The organism is Mycobacterium sp. DL592, from assembly GCF_011694515.1.
Lineage (GTDB): Bacteria > Actinomycetota > Actinomycetes > Mycobacteriales > Mycobacteriaceae > Mycobacterium.
The window spans coordinates 2,927,736-2,947,049 of the sequence record NZ_CP050192.1; the positions used below are offsets into that span (position 1 = coordinate 2,927,736).

Annotated in this window: 15 protein-coding genes; 4 read left to right on the forward strand and 11 right to left on the reverse strand. The window is 68.5% G+C overall.

What is annotated here, in order from left to right; all coding sequences use genetic code 11:
- Window positions 1–19: 19 nt before the first annotated feature.
- The 5 genes from HBE64_RS14095 to hemE form a co-directional block, all read right to left on the reverse strand.
- A complete protein-coding gene (locus HBE64_RS14095) occupies window positions 20–2,371 on the reverse strand; it encodes a bifunctional diguanylate cyclase/phosphodiesterase (protein WP_167103138.1) in 2,352 nt (783 codons plus the stop codon).
- A 94-nt stretch (window positions 2,372–2,465) separates the two neighbouring features.
- Window positions 2,466–4,835, reverse strand: a complete 2,370-nt coding sequence (locus HBE64_RS14100) for a bifunctional diguanylate cyclase/phosphodiesterase (RefSeq protein WP_167103141.1) — start codon at window positions 4,833–4,835, stop codon at window positions 2,466–2,468.
- Window positions 4,836–4,919: 84 nt separating this feature from the next.
- Window positions 4,920–5,624, reverse strand: a complete 705-nt coding sequence (gene hemQ / locus HBE64_RS14105; RefSeq protein WP_167103144.1) for a hydrogen peroxide-dependent heme synthase — start codon at window positions 5,622–5,624, stop codon at window positions 4,920–4,922.
- Window positions 5,625–5,652: 28 nt separating this feature from the next.
- Window positions 5,653–7,008 (reverse strand): protoporphyrinogen oxidase, encoded by a 1,356-nt coding sequence (locus HBE64_RS14110; RefSeq protein WP_167103147.1) that lies wholly within the window; start codon window positions 7,006–7,008, stop codon window positions 5,653–5,655.
- A gap of 70 nt (window positions 7,009–7,078) precedes the next feature.
- On the reverse strand, window positions 7,079–8,143 hold the full coding sequence (gene hemE / locus HBE64_RS14115) for a uroporphyrinogen decarboxylase (RefSeq protein ID WP_167103150.1): 1,065 nt from the start codon (window positions 8,141–8,143) through the stop codon (window positions 7,079–7,081).
- Window positions 8,144–8,225: 82 nt separating this feature from the next.
- Between hemE and HBE64_RS14120 the strand changes: the two genes are divergently transcribed.
- Together HBE64_RS14120 and HBE64_RS14125 are read left to right on the forward strand one after the other, a co-directional pair.
- Window positions 8,226–8,828, forward strand: coding sequence for a DUF3000 domain-containing protein (locus tag HBE64_RS14120; protein ID WP_208300472.1), 603 nt, complete (start codon window positions 8,226–8,228; stop codon window positions 8,826–8,828).
- A gap of 1 nt (window position 8,829) precedes the next feature.
- The gene (locus tag HBE64_RS14125) at window positions 8,830–10,107 is read left to right on the forward strand and encodes a ribonuclease D (RefSeq protein ID WP_167103156.1); all 1,278 of its coding nucleotides are present in this window, start codon (window positions 8,830–8,832) and stop codon (window positions 10,105–10,107) included.
- Window positions 10,108–10,186: 79 nt separating this feature from the next.
- On the opposite strand, the gene dxs is transcribed toward HBE64_RS14125, so the two are convergent.
- The 4 genes from dxs to HBE64_RS14145 form a co-directional block, all read right to left on the reverse strand.
- The gene (gene dxs / locus HBE64_RS14130; RefSeq protein WP_167103159.1) at window positions 10,187–12,094 is read right to left on the reverse strand and encodes a 1-deoxy-D-xylulose-5-phosphate synthase; all 1,908 of its coding nucleotides are present in this window, start codon (window positions 12,092–12,094) and stop codon (window positions 10,187–10,189) included.
- Between the two features lie 28 nt (window positions 12,095–12,122).
- A complete protein-coding gene (gene nhaA / locus HBE64_RS14135; protein WP_167103162.1) occupies window positions 12,123–13,442 on the reverse strand; it encodes a Na+/H+ antiporter NhaA in 1,320 nt (439 codons plus the stop codon).
- Window positions 13,443–13,526: 84 nt separating this feature from the next.
- Entirely contained in the window at window positions 13,527–14,744 is a 1,218-nt protein-coding gene (locus HBE64_RS14140) for a class I SAM-dependent RNA methyltransferase (RefSeq protein WP_371743988.1), read from the reverse strand.
- Window positions 14,741–16,735 carry an APC family permease gene (locus HBE64_RS14145; protein ID WP_167103165.1) on the reverse strand — a complete coding sequence of 665 codons (1,995 nt, stop codon included), beginning with the start codon at window positions 16,733–16,735 and terminating at the stop codon, window positions 14,741–14,743. Before HBE64_RS14145 ends, HBE64_RS14140 begins: the two co-directional genes overlap by 4 nt.
- A gap of 133 nt (window positions 16,736–16,868) precedes the next feature.
- Between HBE64_RS14145 and HBE64_RS14150 the strand changes: the two genes are divergently transcribed.
- Together HBE64_RS14150 and HBE64_RS14155 are read left to right on the forward strand one after the other, a co-directional pair.
- On the forward strand, window positions 16,869–17,546 hold the full coding sequence (locus HBE64_RS14150; protein ID WP_167103168.1) for a TrkA family potassium uptake protein: 678 nt from the start codon (window positions 16,869–16,871) through the stop codon (window positions 17,544–17,546).
- A gap of 19 nt (window positions 17,547–17,565) precedes the next feature.
- Window positions 17,566–18,234 carry a TrkA family potassium uptake protein gene (locus HBE64_RS14155; protein WP_167109193.1) on the forward strand — a complete coding sequence of 223 codons (669 nt, stop codon included), beginning with the start codon at window positions 17,566–17,568 and terminating at the stop codon, window positions 18,232–18,234.
- A 3-nt stretch (window positions 18,235–18,237) separates the two neighbouring features.
- On the opposite strand, the gene HBE64_RS14160 is transcribed toward HBE64_RS14155, so the two are convergent.
- Entirely contained in the window at window positions 18,238–18,852 is a 615-nt protein-coding gene (locus HBE64_RS14160) for a DUF3159 domain-containing protein (protein WP_167109195.1), read from the reverse strand.
- Window positions 18,853–18,929: 77 nt separating this feature from the next.
- Window positions 18,930–19,301, reverse strand: a complete 372-nt coding sequence (locus HBE64_RS14165) for an OB-fold nucleic acid binding domain-containing protein (protein WP_167103171.1) — start codon at window positions 19,299–19,301, stop codon at window positions 18,930–18,932.
- Between the last annotated feature and the right edge of the window lie 13 nt (window positions 19,302–19,314).

The following is a 19,314-nucleotide window of genomic DNA, read 5'->3' on the forward strand; positions in this document are numbered from 1 at the left end:
GTCCGACGGCGGGGAAAGTCTATCCGAGCGCGCCGCTGCCGGTTTGCGTCTCGAGATAGTCGGACGTGCCGCCGGCCAACAGCGGCAGCAACTCTGCCGAGGGCAGCGGCGGGCTCAGGAAGTAGCCCTGAGCGAGTCGGCAGCCGTGGTCGCGAAGCCACGTCGCCGTTTCAGCGTTCTCGACCCCCTCGGCGATGACGGACAGGCCCAACCCGTCCGCAAGGCCGATCAAGGTGCGGACCACGGTCGCGGCGCGCGGATCACCGACGACCGGTGAAATGAAGTGCCGGTTGAGCTTCACCTCGTCGATCGGCAACTCCCGCAAGAACGGGAGTGCCGAGTTGCCGCTGGCGAAGTTGTCGATTGCTATGCGAATTCCGCTGCGTCGCAGGTCCGCCAATACTGCACGGGTGCGTTCGAGGTTGTCCAGGAACACCTCCTCAGTGATCTCGACGGTCAACACCTCCGGGCTCAGGCCCCGGTCGGCCAGCGCCGCAGTGAGTTTGGCGGGAATCCCGCGGTTGGCCATCGAGGCAGCGAAGAGGTTGACCGAGACGGGCACGTCGAAAGACGCCTCCCGCCACGACACCATGTCATCGAGAGCGCGGTTGAGCACGAATTCGGTTACCGGGCCGGTCAATCCGTGCCGATGCACCAGCGGCAGGAAATCCTTCGGGGTAACCACCTGGCCGTCAGGGCGGTGCCAGCGCAGCAACGCCTCGACACCAACGATCCGCTCGGTGAACAGGTCGAACTTGGGCTGGTACAACAGGTTCAGCTCGGCGTTGGCGATGGCGTTGCGGAAGTCACCAAGCAGAGCGATGGCCGCCACCCCACCGGCCTCCGGTTCGCCGGCGGACGGAGCGAACATCTCCCCATCGCCGGCGTCGGTGGCCAGGTGCATCTGCCGGTCGTACGTCACCACACCGCTGTTACCCGATCGCTTGGCTGCGTACATGGCGGTGTCGGCGCGCTCCATCAGTTCGCCGGCGCCCAGCGCCGGCTCGCCGGCATCGGCGATCGCCAACCCGATGCTCGGCCGCATCGGCAGTTCATGGCCGGCGAACCTGAAGGGCTGATCGAACGCCTGCACCACCCGATCGGCGACCAGATGCGGCGCGTCGGCACTGCCGGACACCAGGAGGCAGAACTCGTCTCCACCGGGCCGGGCAACGGTGTCGACCGACCGCACAGCGTTGCGCAGACGGTCGGCGACTCCGATGAGCAGTTCATCGCCGACAGAGTGGCCGAGGTTGTCGTTGACGAGCTTGAAGTCGTTGAGGTCCAACGAGATCACGCCGACCGTGCTGCCGTCGCGTTCACGCAAGGCCATGGCGTGGTCGAGCCGCTCGTTGAACAGTGCGCGATTGGCCAGCCCGGTCAGCGGATCGCGCAGCGCCTGCTCGGCCACCGCGGTCACCAGCATCCGGTTTTCACTCACCGCGAGGAACTGACGGACCAAGACCCCGACCACCAGCAGACCGGCGACGATCAGGACGAGACGGTTGCGGAACAGATCGGGCGGGTTGGCGGCCGCGACGATGCCGGCCAACAGCAGCGGCACGTACGGCAACCAGATCGACGCCCAGCTCGGCAGCTCCAGCGCCTCGGAGTTCTCCCCCGTCGTCTGCATGCTGGCCACCGCGGCAACCGCGATGAACAGCAGGCCAGCCAGCCAACCGATGTCGATCGCTCGGCTGCTGTCGTACTGTCCCTTAGCTGCCAGGTAGGCAAACGCACTGTCCGAGAGGGCAATACAGGCCACACCCACCGTCGCCAGTGTCAGCGGAGCGCGGTCACGCACACCCGATCGGACCAGCACGACCGTGGCCATCGTCAGCACCACCACATCGGAGAGCGGATAGGCAATCGCGACCGCGAATCCGAGCCGGCTGATGCCGCCGGCGCTGGTGTAGAGCGGGCCGAGCACCGTGACCCAGCCGACCAGGAACAGCGATGCCGCCACAATCAGACCGTCCAACAGCACCCGGCCGCGCAGCGGTCCGGTGTCCCCGCCCGGCAACACCAGCAGCGCCACACACGCGGCGACGGGGAACCCTAGGAAGGCAACGTCGGCCAGGGACGGAAACGGCGCCTGCTCGGCGATCAACTCGTAGTAGGTCCACAGCGCCTCGCCGACGCCCCAGCTGACCATGCCCACGGACAGTGCAGCCCAGGCCACCCGGACCCTACCGTGCGACGCGCGTGCGGCAAGAACGCTGAAGACAATCGCGGGCACGGTGAACAGCAACAACGCGATGTCGGATACCGCAGCCAGCGCGGTACCGTGCGACAACCCGCTGACGATCCAGACGGTGAAGGCGACAAAGACGGCCCCGGCGACGGCGGCCACATGCACAGCCTTGGGCACGGCACCTCCTGACGGGACAGAGCGGACCAAAAATTGACGTCAGTGAAAACGTTAGCGGAGTGGCCGCCGACCAGCGGGTAGGGCGTCGACTGGTCTACCGGGAGCGCACGGCATCGCGATAGCCACCCGGGCCCTCTACCGCGCACCGCCTGAACAGGGTGACGAGCTTCTCGGAGGACACCGGCGGGCTGAGAAAGAAGCCCTGCCCGACACTGCATCCGTGCTCTCGGAGCCAGTTGGCGGTCGGCAGGTTCTCGATCCCCTCGGCGACGGTGGCCAGGCCCAATTCGGCGGCCAGGTCGATCACCGCCCGGACCACAGCCGCCGCCCGCGGGTCGTCGAGCATCGGTGCGATGAAATGCCGATCGAGCTTCACCTCGTCCACGGTGAGCTCGCGCATGTAGGACAACGCCGAGTAGCCGCTACCGAAATCGTCGATGGCGATCCGGATCCCGCGCTCACGCAGCCGGGCCAGCACCAGTTTGGTTCGCTCCATGTTGTCCAGGAACAGATCCTCGGTAATCTCCACCGTCAGTATCGACGGCTCGAGGTCGCGGTTGCCCAGCGCCAGGCTGATCGTGTCGGGCAGCCTCAGGTCGGCCATCGACGGCGCGAAGAGGTTGATCGCGATCGGGATGGGCACGCCGGCAGCGCGCCACTCCAGGACGTCGTCGAGCGCCTTGTTGACCACGAAGTCGTTGACCCGTCCCATGAGTCCGTACCGGCGGACCAGGGGCAGGAACTCGTCGGGGGCGAGCACGCCGCGCACCGGATGTGGCCAGCGGACCAGGGCCTCGGCGCCGACGATCGATCCGGTGCGCAGATCGAACTTCGGTTGGTAGACCAGGGTCAGCTCGAAATGATCGATGGCCTGGCGCAGTTCGCCGAGCAGCCGCACGGACTCGGCACCGCGTCCCTGCGTTTCCGATGACGGCTTGTCGAACAGGTCGCTGCCGGGCGACTCGGCCAACAGCATCTCGGCGTTATAGGTGTGTACACCCCCGGTGCGCGACCGCTTGGCGGCGTACATCGCGATATCGGCGCGTTTGAGCAACTCCATCGCCGTCACGTCGGGGTCGTCGGCTTCGGCGACGGCCAGCCCCACGCTGGGCCGCACCAGCAGTTCCTGGCCGACGATGTGGAACGGCCGGTCGAATGCCTCCACCACCCGGTGGGCGATCAACTGGGTATGGTCGTCGCGGCCTTCGAGCAGGACGGCGAATTCGTCACCGCCGAGGCGGGCCACGGTGTCGCCGTCGCGCACGCACCCCAGAATGCGCTCGGCGACCAGATTGAGCAGCTCGTCGCCCACCGGGTGGCCCAGGGTGTCGTTGACCACCTTGAAGTCGTCGAGGTCCATGGCCAGCACACCCACCGTCAGGCCATCGCGCTCACGCATCTGCATGGCGTGGTTGAGGTGGTCGCGCAACACGATCCGGTTGCCGACACCGGTCAGCGGGTCGCGGAGCGCCTGCTCGGCAACCTCGACCAGCAGCCTGCGGTTCTCGCTCATCGTCAACAACTGGCGGGCCAGAAAAGCCACCACGAGCACAATGCTGGGCACCAGGATCGGCAGTTCCCGGGCCACTTCCGGTGGCGCCATCAGGGCTATCAGCGCAGCCGCTGCGACCGGAACAAAGGGCAACCAGACCGAGGCCACCGAAGGTGGTTGGGCCACAATGGTTTCCCGGACGTTGAAGTCGCGCCCCGCAATCGCCGCGGCCGTCATCAGCACCAGCCCGGCCAGCCAGCCGTAATCGATCCACCCCACGCTCTCGTGTCGTTGTGTCGCGGCCAGATAGACGAACACATCATCAGAGACAGCGACACACGTCATCGCCAGTGTCAGCAGCACGAGGGTGCGCCGCTGACCGGGCAGAGCCCGCGCCAGCACCAGAAGCCCGATGGTCAGCACCGCCGCGTCGAGCACCGGATAGGTCAGCGAGACCGCGATTTTGAACCGGTTGGGGATGTCCAACCGCATGATTTCGTTGAGGACGACAATCCAGATCACGATCGTGAAGGACGCCGCGACGGTGAGTCCGTCGAGCATCAGGCGGGTGCGTGAGGTCCGGTTCATCCCGCTGGCCAGCAGCACCAGGGAAGTCCCGGTCGCGATCGGCAGCAGCAGGTAGGCGATGTCGGCGACCGAGGGATACGGCGGGGTGACGCCACTGACTTCGTAGTAGCGCCAGATCGCAGCACCCAGGGTGAATCCGGTCAGGCCGACGGTCATCGATGCCCAAGCGGCGCGAACCCGGCCCCTGGTCACCCAGGCGGTGACGGCCGAGGTGAACGCGGCGACGGCCGCCACCACCACCATCAACGTGTCGGAGTCGAAGACGATCGCCCGGATGTCCACATGCGCCGGCACTGTCGCCAGCCAGCCGAAGTAGGCCGCGACGATCAGCGCAACCAGAACCGCGCCACCGGCCACCCTCGGTGTCGCCTTCGGCTCTCCCACCAGGCCCCCGATCGTCTCGGCAAATCCGCGGCGATATTGACCGCAGGAAAAATGCTATCGACGTTGGGCCTTTGGTGAGTGGATTCAGGGCAGCTTGGCAACGAGTTCCTCGACGCCGACACGCGGCCCGGTGAAGAACGGGATCTCCTCACGGACGTGCCGGCGCGCCTCGGTGGCCCGCAGGTCACGCATCAGGTCGACGATGCGGTGCAGCTCCATGGCCTCGAACGCCAGAATCCACTCGTAGTCACCCAGCGCGAACGCGGGCACAGTGTTGGCGCGCACATCCTTGTACCCGCGGGCGGCCATTCCGTGGTCGGCGAGCATCTTCCGCCGCTCCTCGTCGGGCAGCAGGTACCAGTCCAGCGACCGGACGAACGGGTAGACGCACACATAGTTGCCGGGTTCCTCGCCGGCCAGAAACGCCGGAACATGGCTTTTGTTGAACTCCGCGGGGCGGTGCAAGGCGACACTGCTCCACACCGGCTTGCTCACCCGGCCCAAGGTCGTCGTGCGACGAAAATCACTGTAGGCGGACTGCAGCGATTCGACCCGCTCGGCGTGCGTCCAGAACATGAAGTCGGCGTCGGCGCGCATTCCCGCTACGTCGTATATGCCGCGGAACACCACCCCGTTGTCCTCCTGCTGCTTGAGGAAAGTGGCGGTTTCGTCGGCGACCGCGGCGCGGGCATCCTCGTCGTAGCCCAGCGCCCCCTGCTCGACGGCGAACGCCGAGAACATGACGTATCGGATGGTGGCGTTGAGCTCGTCATAGTCCAGTCGTGCCATGGCACCATCGTGCCACGCGGGCCGGGCGTTATCGGTGCGTGGTGGCCGCCACCACAGCCGCTGCGGCACCCCCGGCCACGGCCAGGCAGGCGGGCACGCCGATGCCGTCGAGATAGTTGCCCGCGATGGCCAGCGTCGCAGGCAAGTCCGCCCGCAATGCGGCGGCCAGCGCGCCATGACCGGGGCCGTACTGCGGCATCGCGTCGAGCCAGCGGTGCACCAGGATGTCGACCGGGTCCACGCTGATGCCGAACACCGTCTTGAGGTCGGCCACCGCCCAGGCCCGCAGGTCGGTGTCGGAGGTCGACCGCGCGATATCGTCGCCGAAGCGGCCGAACGACATCCGCAACAACTCGCAGTTGCCGCGGCTCCCCCACTTGCGGCTCGACAGCGTAATTGCCTTGCCGTGCAAGCGTTCTCCACTGGCCACCAGCACACCGGACTGCGGCGGGAACGGGGTTCCGCCCGGTGCGGCCATCGCCAGCACCGCGGCCGAGGCCACCGGAATCCCGGCGGCCACCGCGGCCGTGCGGGGCGCGATCTCACCGATGAGTGCGGGCAGCCGGGGCACCGGTACAGCGAGAATGACGGCGTCGGCGTAGCGGTCGGTGCCCTCGTCGTCGCGTACCGACCAGCCTGCGCCGTCGGCGGTGATCCGGCTGACCGCGGCCTGCACCCACTGCAGCCCACTGCGCTGGATCAACGCGTCCAGCAGCACCTGATAACCGCCCTCGATGGCGCCGAACACCGGGCCGCGGCTGCCGCCGGGCAGTGCCCGTCCGGCCGCCTCGGTGAGGCTTTCGGCGCCCGCGTCGAGGGCCGCCGCGATGGTGGGGGCCGCCGCTCGGATGCCGATGGTCGCCGCCGAACCCGCGTACACCCCGGACAGCATCGGGTCGACCGAGCGGGCCACGACCTGCTCGCCGAACCGGTCGGCCACTACGGCGCCGACAGCGGGGTCGGCACCACGTTGCCACTGCAGCCGGCGGTGCGGTTCGGCAGCCATCTGCGCGATCGTCGCGTCGTCGACCAGGCCGGTCACCGATGCCGCCGACGTGGGGATTCCGTTGACGGTGTCGGGTGGCAGCGGATGGATGCGACCCTGGCTGAAGATCGTCGGGCGCACCCCGGTGGTGGTGATCTGGCGGCCCGCCAAGCCCAGTTCGGCCAGCAGCGCAGGCACTTCGGGGCGACGGGCCACGAATGCCTCGGCGCCGATGTCCATTGGCTGACCGGCCAGCGTCTCGGTGCGCAGGATGCCACCGAGCCGGTCGGCTGGGTCGAGCACGGTAATGGTGGCATCTGCACCGACTGCCACACGAATGCGGTAGGCGGCTGCCAGCCCCGAGATACCGCCCCCCACAATGCAATACGAAAGTCTCATCCCCAGGTCGCTCCGCTCCTGCCCGCCGCCGGATCTCTTCCCGGGTCGCTCCGCTCCTGCCCGCCGGATCTCACAGCGAGTGCACCAAGGCCACCAGATCGGTCAACAGCTCAGGATCGGTCGCGGGCAGCACGCCGTGACCGAGGTTGAAGATGTGGCCCGCGGCGCCGGCGTCGATGGCCAGCCGCCCGTCGTCGACCACGGCGCGGGCGGCCTTCTCCACCACCGGCCAGCCGGCCAGCAGCGTCACCGGATCCAGGTTGCCCTGCAGCGCCAGCCCGGGGCCGACGCGGGTCGCGGCGTCGGCCAGCGAGGTGCGCCAGTCCACACCCACGACGGCCGGAGCCCCGTGCCCGCCGACCGCCTCGGCCATCGCGCCGAGCAATTCGGCGGTGCCCACCCCGAAGTGGGTCATCGGCACGCCGTGGCCGGCCAGCGCGGTGAACACCCGGGTGCTGTGCGGCAGCACATGGGTGCGGTAGTCGGCGAGCGACAGCGTGCCCGCCCAGGAGTCGAAGACCTGGATGGCGTCCACCCCGGCGTCGAGCTGCACCGTCAGGAAGGCGATCGTCAGGTCGGTGAGCATCCCCATCAGGGCATGCCAGGTGGCCGGCTCGGCCAGCATCATCGCCTTGGTCTTCTCGTGCAGCTTGCTGGGGCCGCCCTCGATCAGGTAGGACGCCAGCGTGAACGGCGCGCCCGCGAATCCGATCAGCGGCACCTCGCCGAGCGCGTCCACCAACAGACCCACCGCCTCGGCGACCGCGCTGACCCGCTGCAGTTCAAGACTTTTCATCGCGTCGACATCAGCCTTGGTGCGGATCGGATGGGCGATCACCGGGCCGACGTCGGGAACGATGTCGAGGTCGATACCCGCGCCCCGCAGTGGGACGACGATGTCGGAGAACAGGATCGCCGCGTCGACGGCGTGCCTGCGGACCGGCTGCAGGGTGATCTCGCAGATCAGCTCGGGGTCGAAGCAGGCCTGCATCATCGTGTTCTTGGCCCGCAACGCCCGGTACTCGGGCAGCGAACGGCCGGCCTGCCGCATGAACCACACCGGGACGCGGCTGGGTTTGCGGCCCGTGGCGGCGGCCAGGAAGGGGGCCTCGGGTAGTGCGCGACGCGTACTCATCGCGTCCATGCTGCCACGGTGCCGAACGCCCGGAATCCGGCGCTGGCGCGAATTCGGCGCGCCTGCCCCCCTGACCTCGCCGATGCGGCTAGCGTCAGTCCACGTGACCACTGCGGAACCGGTGCAATTCCGCGAGGCGGTGGCGGCCATGAGCGCCGCGAAAGTGCGCTCCGAGATCGAGTTGGGTCCGATCCGGCCACCTCAGCGTCTCGCGCCGTACAGCTATGCCATCGGCGCCGAGGTCAAGCATCCGGAGACCGACGTCATCCCGGAACGGTCCGAGGGCGACGCGTTCGGGAGGCTGATCCTGCTGCACGACCCCGACGGATCGGAAGCCTGGGACGGCACCATGCGCCTGGTCGCCTACATCCAGGCCGACCTGGACTCCAGCGAAGCCGTTGACCCGCTGCTGCCCGAGGTGGCCTGGAGTTGGCTGGTGGACGCCCTGGAGTCACGCGCCGAACACGTCACCGCGCTGGGCGGAACCGTCACCGCCACCACCTCGGTGCGCTACGGCGACATCTCCGGGCCGCCGCGCGCCCACCAACTCGAACTTCGCGCCTCGTGGACGGCCACCACGATGTCGCTGGACACCCACGTGCAGGCGTTCTGCGAGGTTCTCGAGCACGCAGCCGGCCTGCCGCCGGTGGGCGTCACCGACCTGAATTCCCGCACCCGCGCCTGAGATGGTCGAAGACGACGACGGCGCCGGGGCGCCCGATACCCCTGACGAGGACGCAGTCGAGGCCACCCCGCTGCTCGAACCCGCCGAGGGTGTGCCTCCGCTGTCGGTGAGCGTCAACGACATCGCCGAGGCGGCCGAGAAGCTCGCAGCCGGCCACGGACCGTTCGCGATCGACGCCGAACGCGCCTCCGGTTTCCGCTACTCCAACCGCGCCTACCTGATCCAGATTCGGCGCACCGGCGCCGGGACGGTCCTCATCGACCCGGTCAACCATGGCAGCAGCCCGATCGACGTCCTCAAACCCGTCGCCGAGGTGCTGGCCGAGGACGAGTGGATCCTGCACGCGGCCGACCAGGATCTGCCGTGCCTGGCCGAGGTGGGCCTTCACCCGCCGGCGCTCTACGACACCGAACTGGCCGGCCGGCTTGCCGGCTTCGAGCGGGTCAACCTCGCGGCGATGGTGCAGCGTCTGCTCGGGCTGGGCCTGGCCAAGGGCCACGGCGCGGCCGACTGGTCCAAACGCCCGCTGCCGGATGCCTGGCTGAACTACGCCGCACTGGACGTCGAGGTGCTGATCACGCTGCGCGAGGAGATCGCGGCCATCCTGGCTCAGCAGGACAAAAGCGCTTGGGCGGCAGAGGAATTCGAGTACCTGCGCTGCGCGGAGCCCCAGACCACCCGGCGGGACCGCTGGCGGCGAACCTCAGGCATTCACAAGGTGCGCAGCCGGCAAGGGCTGGCCGCCGTGCGCGAGCTGTGGACGGTGCGCGATCAGATCGCCCGCAGCCGCGATATCGCGCCGGGGCGCATCCTGCCGGATTCGGCGATCATCGCCGCGGCGACCGCTGACCCCAAGACCGTCGAGGACCTGACGAAGCTGCCGATCTTCGGTGGCAGCAAGCAGCGCCGCAGCGCCCACGTGTGGCTGGGTGCGCTCGAGGCCGCCCGGACCAATCCCGAGCCGCCCGACACCGGTGACCAGCAGAACGGTCCGCCGCCGGCGGTGCGCTGGGCCAAACGCAAACCCGAGGCCGCCGCCCGCCTGGACGCCGCACGCGCCGCGCTGGCCGAACTATCGGCCCGAGTGGGGGTCCCCACCGAGAACCTGGTGTCCCCCGAGCTGATTCGCCGGCTGTGCTGGGACTGGCAAGGAGACCGCCAAGAAGACCGGGAGACCGCGATCGACGAATTCCTGCGCGACGGCGGGGCGAGGTCCTGGCAGCGTCAGCTGGCGGTGCCCGTGCTGGCAGCGGCGCTGACGCCGGCGCCGTCGACCTGACTACACCGAATCTGCGCTCAGAGCGTACTTTTCAGGGATAATCGCGATCTCGCGGCAGAATCGATGTCGCTGCGAGACGCTAGTCGACCTGTTCGCTGACCGACTCGTCGAGTGCGCCGAGTGCAGCCACCCAGCCGGTGACCTGACGGGCCACGTTCTGCTCGGTCAGCCCCACCTGCTCGAGCACCTCACCGCGGGTGGCGTGGTCGAGGAACTGTTGGGGCACACCGACATCGCGGCACGGCACGTCGATCTCGGCGGCGCGCAGGGCCGCCGAGACGGCCGAGCCGATACCGCCGCGCACCCCGTTGTCCTCGAGGGTGACGATGAGCTTGTGCAAGGTGGCCAGCGGCGCAATGGCGTCAGGCACCGGGATGACCCAACGCGGGTCGACGACCGTCACACCGATGCCCTGGTTGCGCAGCCGCTTGGCCACCTTCAGTGCCATCGAGGCGAACGAGCCGATCGCAACCAGCAGCACGTCGTTGCCCAGGCCGTCGCTGGGCGACGCGAGGATGTCCACCCCGTCGCGTCGGGTGATAGCCGGAATGTCTTCGCCCACAGCACCTTTGGGGAAACGTATGGCGGTGGGACCGTCGTTGACCTCGAGCGCTTCGCCGAGTTCCTCCCGCAGCCGCGCACCGTCACGCGGCGCGGCGACCCGGATGCCGGGCACGATGTTGAGCATCGACATGTCCCACATGCCGTTGTGGCTGGCGCCGTCGTTACCGGTGACACCGGCCCGGTCGAGCACCATCGTCACCGGCAGCTTGTGCAGCGCGACGTCCATCATGATCTGGTCGAAGGCCCGGTTGAGGAACGTCGAGTAGATCGCCACCACCGGGTGCAGTCCGCCCATGGCCAAGCCGGCCGCCGAGGTCATCGCGTGCTGCTCGGCGATACCGACGTCGAAGAGCCGGTCGGGGAATCGCTCACCGAAGGCCGACAGGCCGGTCGGGCCGGGCATGGCCGCGGTGATCGCGACGATGTCGCGGCGCTTGGCGGCGTAGGTGATCAGCGCGTCGGAGAACACCGCGGTCCATCCGGGAGCCGACGCCTGGGTGGCCCGCCCGGTCGCCGGGTCGATGACACCGGTGGAATGCATCTGCTCGGCCTCGTCGTTCTCCGCCGGCGCATAGCCCATGCCCTTGCGGGTGACGACGTGGACGATCACCGGGGCGTTGAAGCCGCGGGCGTGCCGCAGGGCGTTCTCCACCGCGTGCTCGTCATGACCGTCGATCGGGCCGACGTACTTCAATCCCAGGTCGGTGAACATCGCCTGCGGGGACAGCGCATCCTTGAGTCCCGCCTTGACGCTGTGCAAGGCCTGGTAGAACGCCTCGCCGACCAACGGCATGCCGCGCACCGCGGTCCGGCCGCGCTCGAGGACCCGCTCGTAGCCGGGCTGCAGCCGAAGACCGGCCAGGTGGTTGGCCAGCCCGCCGATCGTCGGGGCATAGCTGCGGCCGTTGTCGTTGACGACGATGACCACCGGGCGGCGGGAGGCGGCGATGTTGTTCAGCGCCTCCCAGCACATGCCACCGGTCAGCGCACCGTCACCGACAACCGCGACCACATGGCGATTGCGGTGACCGGCTAGCTCGAAGGCCTTGGACAGACCGTCGGCGTAGGACAGCGCAGAGGAGGCGTGGCTGGATTCGACCCAGTCGTGCTCGCTCTCGGTCCGCGACGGATAGCCCGACAGACCGTCCTTCATGCGCAGCGTGTCGAAGTCGGCGCTGCGCCCGGTGAGCATCTTGTGCACGTAGGCCTGATGGCCGGTGTCGAAGATGATCGGATCGTGCGGCGAGTCGAAGACACGGTGCAGGGCCAGTGTCAGCTCGACCACGCCGAGATTGGGTCCCAGGTGCCCACCCGTCGCAGCGACCTTGTGGATCAGGAACTGGCGAATCTCTGCGGCCAGTTCGCTGAGCTGCTCCTGCGACAGGTGTTGCAGATCAGCGGGGCCGCGAACCTGTTCCAGCATCAGGCCAGTCTACGCACGCCCGCAGTGATCAGTCCTGCTGAGACTTGTAGATGTCGGGCATTCCGTCGTGGTCTGCATCACGGGTCTCCAACAGCCAGACAGACCGGTAGTGCCGGTTGCGCAGGCGCAACACGATGGCCGCCAGCAATGCGGCCAGCAAACTGCCCGTGAGTACGGCAACCTTGACGATGTCGTCGCGCGCGGACCCCGTTTCGTAGGCCAAATCCCCGATCAGCAGGGATACCGTGAACCCGATACCGGCCAGCATCGACATCCCGAAGACGTCGATCCAGCGCAGTGCCGAGTCCAAGCTGGCGCGGGTCGCGGCGGCCAGAATCCAGGTGGTGCCGAACACTCCCAGCGTCTTGCCCAGCACCAGGCCGAACACGATGCCCAGCGCGATGGGATGGCGTAGCGCTGTCATCAATCCGTCATAGCCACCGAAGGTCACCCCGGCGGCGAAGAACGCGAACACCGGGACCGCGAAGCCGGCCGACACCGGCCGCATCACGTGCTCGAAATGTTCAGCGAGCCCGGGCCCGGTGTCACCGTGGTCCCGCTCGTTGCGCAGCACCGGAACGGTGAAGCCCAGCAGCACCCCGGCGACCGTGGCGTGCACCCCGGACTCGTGGACGAACGCCCACGTGAGCGCGGCCAGCGGCACCAGCAGCCACCAGGACTGGATGCGCCGCTGCACCAGGAACGCGAACAGCGCCAGCGGGATCAAGGCGATCAGCAGCGGCACGAACTTGATCTTCTCGGTGTAGAACACCGCGATCACCGTGATCGCCAGCAGGTCGTCGACCACCGCCAGGGTCAGCAGGAAGGTCCGCAGCGCGGTCGGCAGATGCGTGGAGATGACGGCGAGCACCGCCACCGCGAACGCGATGTCGGTGGCGGTCGGGATGGCCCATCCCCGCATGGCGCCATCGCCGGCGTTGGCCGTGAACGCGACGAAGATGGCCGCCGGGACCACCATGCCGCCGACGGCTGCCGCGATCGGCAGGGCCGCACGGCTAGCGTCGCGCAGGTCGCCGGCAACGAACTCGCGCTTGAGTTCGAGCCCGACCACGAAGAAGAAGATCGCCAGCAGACCGTCGGCGGCCCACCCGCCCAGACTCAGATCAAGGTGCAGGCCGAGCCGGTCGGTGCCGACGTGGAAGGCGGTCAGGTTGTGATACGACGCCGACCACCGCGAGTTGGCCCAGATCAGCGCCGTCGCGGCCGCGACGAGCAGCAACGCGCCGCCGACGGTCTCCTTGCGCAGGATCGTGGTGACACGCGTCGTCTCCGACCACGAGCCGCGGGAGAACAGCGCACGGCGCAGCAAGGGTTTGCGATCGGCCACGATTCACCTCGTCGTCGACGGGACAGAGACTCGCTGCCGACCAGACTTCCCGGCACACCTTCGGGGCGTGAGTCTACTGATGGTTCACCGCGTCAGGAGGGCAACGCATTCGATGTGGTGGGTCAGCGGGAAGGAGTCGAACACCCGGATCTGGTCGACGGTGTACCCGCGGGCCCGGTACAGCCCGATGTCGCGGGCGAACGCGGCGGCCTCGCAGCCGACGTGGATCACCCGCGGGACGCCGGCTTCGGCGAGCTGATCGATGACCTCACGCCCGGCCCCCGACCGCGGCGGGTCGAGCACCGCGATGTCGGCGCCGGTGCGGGCGGCGCCGAGCGCGCGGCGGACCGACTCGGTGAGAACCTCGACCTGCGGCAGGTCTGCCAGCGCGGCGCGCGCCGAACGGGAGGCGCTGCGCGAAGTATCGACGGATAGCACCCGGCCGCTCTCGCCGACGACGTCGGCCAGCACCGCGGCGAACAGCCCCACCCCGCCGTAGAGATCCCATGCCGTCGTCGCGGTCACGTCGGTGGCCCACTCGCGCACCAGCGCGCTGTAGGTCGAGGCGGCCGCCCGGTGCGCCTGCCAGAAGCCGGTGACCGGAACCCGCCACACCCGCTCCCCCACGCGCTGCACGGTCTCCTCGGCACCTTCGACAACACGTGTGCGACGCGGCTGGCGGGTGGTGCACACGATGTGGCGGCCGCCGTCGTCGTCGAGCACCACGTGCACCTGCTCGCCGGGTTCCCACCGGATCGAATCCAGCCCGTCGAGCATGCCGTCCGGCAACTGCCCGCAGCGCAGGTCGGTGACCAGGTCCTCGCTGTGGTAGCGGTGGAAACCGGCCCGACTGCCGTCGCCCACCGCCAGTCGTACCCGGGTGCGCCAGCCCGTCGCCGCCCCGTCACCGACCGGTTCGGCGACGCCCTCCCAGGTGAAGTCACCCAGCCGGGCCAGTTGGTTGGCGACCACCTGCCCCTTGATGGCGCGGGCGGCAGTCGGGTCGACGAAGGAGAGGTCACAGCAGCCCGAGCCGTGCACACCGGCGATCCGGCACAGCGACTCGACGCGATCAGGTGACGGCTCGAGGATCTCGAAAGCTTCTCCATGCCAATAGGATCCGCGATCGCCGGTGATTCGGACCCGCACCCGCTCACCGGGCAGTGCGTAGCGCACGAAGACCACGCGGCCCTCGTGCCGGGCCACGCAACTGCCGCCATTGGCTGCCGGGCCGGTTTCGAGAACCAGCTCAGCCGACGGGGTCTGATGTCGCCGGCCGGGCGGCTCCAGTGAAGCTGTCACTCGACAAAACCGCGGCGAACGTCACCGGGCGCGTTCTGCTCCTGCAGGTCATGCAGGCGCTCAGACGAATTCAATTGCCACGGAACCGAAGTCACCATCACGTTGGGCATGAACAGCAACCGGCCCTTAAGGCGCAGCGCGCTCTGGTTGTGCAGGATCTGCTCCCACCAGTGGCCGACGACATACTCGGGGATGAAGACCGTGACGACGGTGCGCGGGGCTTCCTTGCTGATCCGCTTGACGTAGTCAAGCACCGGGCGGGTGACCTCCCGGTACGGGGAGGCAACGACTTTCAGCGGCACCGTGACGTCGCTGTCCTCCCACGTGTGCACCAGCTGACGGGTCTCGGCGTCGTCGACGTTGACGGTGATCGCCTCGAGCACATCGGGCCGGGTGGCCCTGGCGTAGGACAACGCGCGCAGCGTCGGCAGGTGCAGCTTGGAGACGAGCACGACCGCGTGGTTGCGGCTGGGCAACACGATGTCGCCCTGCTCGGCCTCCTGGGCGGCCAGCTCCCGAGACACCGTGTCGTAGTGCTTGTGGATCGCCTTCATCAGGACGAACAAGCTCGACATCGCGACGATCGCGATCCACGCGCCGGCAGCGAACTTGGTGACCAGCACCACGATCAACACCGCGCCGGTGGCGATGAAGCCGACGGTGTTGATCACCCGCGAGCGCATCATGCGGCGCCGCGCCGCCGGGTCGGTCTCGGTGCGCAGGTGCCGGGTCCAGTGCCGCACCATGCCGATCTGGCTGAGCGTGAACGAGATGAACACACCCACGATGTAGAGCTGGATGAGTGCGGTCACCTCGGCACGGAAGGCCACCACGAACGCGATGGCCGCCAGGGCCAGGAACACGATGCCGTTGGAGAACGCCAGCCGGTCGCCGCGGGTGTGCAGCTGACGCGGCAGGTAACGGTCCTGGGCCAGGATGGAACCCAGCACCGGGAAACCGTTGAACGCGGTGTTGGCGGCCAGCACCAGGATCAGCGCGGTGACACCCGTGATCAGGAACAGCCCCGGCGGGAAGTTGTGGAAGATCGATTCGGCCAGCTGCGCCACCAGGGTCTTCTGCTGGTAGCCCGCCGGCGCCCCGATCAGCTGCTCCTCGGGGCGTTCGGCCACCTTGGCTCCGGTCTCCAGGGTGAGCACGATCATGCCGATGAAGAGCGTGACGGCGATGCCGCCCAACAGGGCCAGCGTGGTCGCGGCGTTCTTCGACTTGGGTTTACGGAAGGCCGGCACCCCGTTGCTGATCGCCTCCACACCGGTCAGCGCCGCACAGCCGGACGAGAACGAGCGGGCGACCAGGAACACCAGCGCCAAGCCCACGACGTCCCCGTGTTCAGACCGCAGGCCGAAGCCGGCCGACTCGGCTTGCAGGTGGTGACCCAGGACGTGAATCTGGAAGAAGCCCCACAGCAACATCAGGAACATGGCGATCATGAAGGCATAGGTCGGGATGGCGAACGCGGTGCCCGATTCCCGGATACCCCGCAGGTTGGCCGCGGTGAGCAGGACGATCGCCGCGACGGCGAAAATCACCTTGTGCTCGTTGATGAACGGCACCGCCGAGCCGATGTTGGACATCGCCGAGGCCATCGACACCGCCACGGTCAGCACGTAGTCGACGAGCAGCGCACTGGCCACCGTCAGCCCCGCCGTCCCGCCCAGGTTAGTGGTCACCACCTCGTAGTCGCCGCCGCCGGAGGGGTAGGCGTGCACGTTCTGCCGGTAGGAGGCGACCACGACGAGCATCACCAGGGCGACCGCCACCCCGATCCACGGCGCCATCGAGTAGGCGGCCAAGCCGGAGACCGAGAGCACCAGGAAGATTTCCTCGGGCGCGTAGGCCACCGACGACATGGCATCGGATGCGAAGACGGGAAGGGCGATCCGCTTCGGCAGCAGCGTGTGGCTGAGCTTGTCGCTGCGGAAGGGCTGCCCCAGGACCAGCCGACGCGCGGCGGTCGAAAGCTTAGACACGAGTGCCAAGACTAAGCCCAACCGCGTTTGGCTGTAGCGTTCCCCATACTGTCGTTGTCCGCACGGATCGGTCAGCCACTTTCCGGCCCCCGCTGCGGCGGACCGATGCACAACGTAGCCGAGAGGACAGCTGGTGCGGATAGTGGTGATGGGGTGCGGCCGAGTAGGCGCCTCGCTGGCCGACGCGCTGTCCCGGATCGGGCATGACGTCGCGATCATCGACCGTGACGGAACGGCCTTCCACCGACTCTCCCCGGAGTTCTCCGGCGAGCGGGTGCAGGGTATGGGCTTCGACCGGGAAGTGTTGCTGCGGGCGGGCATTCAGAACGCCGACGCCTTCGCCGCGGTGTCCTCCGGCGACAATTCGAACATCATCTCCGCCCGCGTCGCCCGCGAGACTTTCGGCGTGAAGCGGGTGGTGGCCCGCATCTACGACGCCAAGCGCGCGGCGGTCTACGAACGCCTCGGCATCCCGACGGTGGCCACCGTCCCGTGGACCACCGACCGGCTGCTCAACACGCTCGTCGGCGACACCGAGACCACCAAGTGGCGCGACCCCACCGGCACGGTGGCCGTCGCGGAAGCCTCACTGCACGAAGGGTGGGTGGGCCACCGGGTGACCACCCTGGAGGAGGCCACCGGCGCGCGGGTGGCGTTCCTGATCCGGTTCGGCACCGGAATCCTGCCCGAAGCCAAGACCGTCGTGCAGGCCGGCGATCAGGTCTACATCGCGGCGGTGTCCGGGCATGCCGGCGAGGCGCTGGCGATCGCCGCGCTACCACCGGGCCCGGACGCCGGAGAGGGGCACTAACCAGATGGGCGAGAAACGGTTGAAGGTCGCGATCGGCGGGGCCGGCGCGGTCGGTCGCTCGATCGCCCGTGAGCTCGTGGACAACGAGCACGACGTCACCCTGATCGAGCGCAACGCCGAGCATGTCGACGTCGACGCGATCCCGGCTGCGCATTGGCGCCTCGGTGACGCCTGTGAGCTCAGCCTGCTCGAGGCGGTGCACCTCGAGGAGTTCGACGTGGTGATCGCCGCGACCGGCGACGACAAGGCCAATGTGGTGCTCTCGCTGCTGGCCAAGACCGAGTTCGCGGTGTCGCGGGTGGTCGCCCGCGTCAACGACCCGCGCAACGAGTGGCTCTTCGACAGCGCTTGGGGCGTCGACGTCGCCGTCTCCACCCCGCGGATGCTGGCCTCGCTGGTCGAGGAAGCCGTCGCGGTGGGCGATCTGGTGCGGCTGATGCAGTTCCGCCAGGGCCACGCCAACCTCGTCGAGATCACGCTCCCCGACGACACGCCATGGGGCGGGAGGCCGGTGCGCAAGCTCGCCCTGCCCCGCGACGCCGCACTGGTGACGATCCTGCGCGGTCAGCGGGTCATCGTGCCCGAGCCCGACGAGCCGCTCGAAGGCGGTGACGAGCTGTTGTTCGTCGCGGCTCCGGAGGTCGAGGGCGAATTGCGCTCGACGGTGCTGGCGGAATCGAAGGGCTGACGCTCAGTCGTCGGCGGGCTCGATCTCGGTGCCGGCCTCTTCGGCATGCCGGGCATGCACCGCGCGCTGGGCGACACGGATCGCGAGGTAGGTGACCAGGGCTGCCACCGCGGTCAACGGCCAGCCCATTGCGATGCGGGCCACCCCCAGCCAGCCCGTGCGGTCGGCGTCGTAGAGGTGGTGCTGAACCAGGAAGCGGGCACCGAACACCAGTACCCAGGTCAGGGTGGCGATGTCGAACGCGAGAACCGCGCGCGGGCTGTGCCGCCAGGCGCGGTCGTGGCCGTTGATCCAACTCCACACGTAGCCGACGACCGGCCGGCGGATCAGGATCGAGGCGGCGAACACCGTCGCCCACAGCAGCGAGGTCCAGATGCCGAGCAGGAAGTAGCCCTTGGAGGCCCCGACCATCCAGGCGATCAGGGCGCTGATGCCGACGCCGATGAACCCCGAGATGGCGGGTTGGACGGAGTCACGCCGGATGAGCCGCCACACCAGGATCAGCGCGGCCACCCCCAGGGCGGCACTGATGGCGGGGACGAGCCCGAAGGCGGTGTTGACCGGGACGAGGACGGCGACGGGCAGGGCCGAGTAGACCAGACCGCTGATGCCACCCATCTGGGCCAGCAGGGCCTGCGCGGGGGTCGGCTTGGTTTCTTCGTCGTCCACGGGCTCGGAGGTGGCCGGCGCCTCGCTCAACGCTGAATCTCGTAGTGCGGGTTGTAGATGGCCTTGCTGCCGTTCTCCAGGGTCCCCAGCCGGCCGTGGACCCGCAGGGTCCGCCCGGACTCGATGCCGGGGATGCGGCGCTGGCCCAGCCAGACCAGGGTGACGGTGTCGGTGCCGTCGAACAGTTCGGCGCGCACACCGCCCGCACAGCCCTTGGCATTGGTGTCCACACTGCGCAGCGTGCCGACCATCGTGACTTCTTGTCCGCGCCGACAATCGACGGCCCGATGCGCACCGGTACTGACGGCCTCGCCGGTCAGCTCCTCGGCGTCTCGTTGTTCGGGATCTTCCGTCAACCGACGCGTGATGCGGCGAACAAAACCTTCGGCCGTAGCCATGGCCTCTCCTGAA

What these genes read in the sequence shown, in the direction of transcription:
- HBE64_RS14160 (WP_167109195.1), bottom strand. Translation starts at nt 18,852, where the DNA reads ATGGGTGGCATCAGCGGTCTGGTCTACTCGGCCCTGCCCGTCGCCGTC.
- HBE64_RS14120 (WP_208300472.1), top strand. Translation starts at nt 8,226, where the DNA reads ATGCGGCTAGCGTCAGTCCACGTGACCACTGCGGAACCGGTGCAATTC.
- hemE (WP_167103150.1), bottom strand. Translation starts at nt 8,143, where the DNA reads ATGAGTACGCGTCGCGCACTACCCGAGGCCCCCTTCCTGGCCGCCGCC.
- dxs (WP_167103159.1), bottom strand. Translation starts at nt 12,094, where the DNA reads ATGCTGGAACAGGTTCGCGGCCCCGCTGATCTGCAACACCTGTCGCAG.
- HBE64_RS14110 (WP_167103147.1), bottom strand. Translation starts at nt 7,008, where the DNA reads ATGAGACTTTCGTATTGCATTGTGGGGGGCGGTATCTCGGGGCTGGCA.
- HBE64_RS14165 (WP_167103171.1), bottom strand. Translation starts at nt 19,301, where the DNA reads ATGGCTACGGCCGAAGGTTTTGTTCGCCGCATCACGCGTCGGTTGACG.
- hemQ (WP_167103144.1), bottom strand. Translation starts at nt 5,624, where the DNA reads ATGGCACGACTGGACTATGACGAGCTCAACGCCACCATCCGATACGTC.
- HBE64_RS14125 (WP_167103156.1), top strand. Translation starts at nt 8,830, where the DNA reads ATGGTCGAAGACGACGACGGCGCCGGGGCGCCCGATACCCCTGACGAG.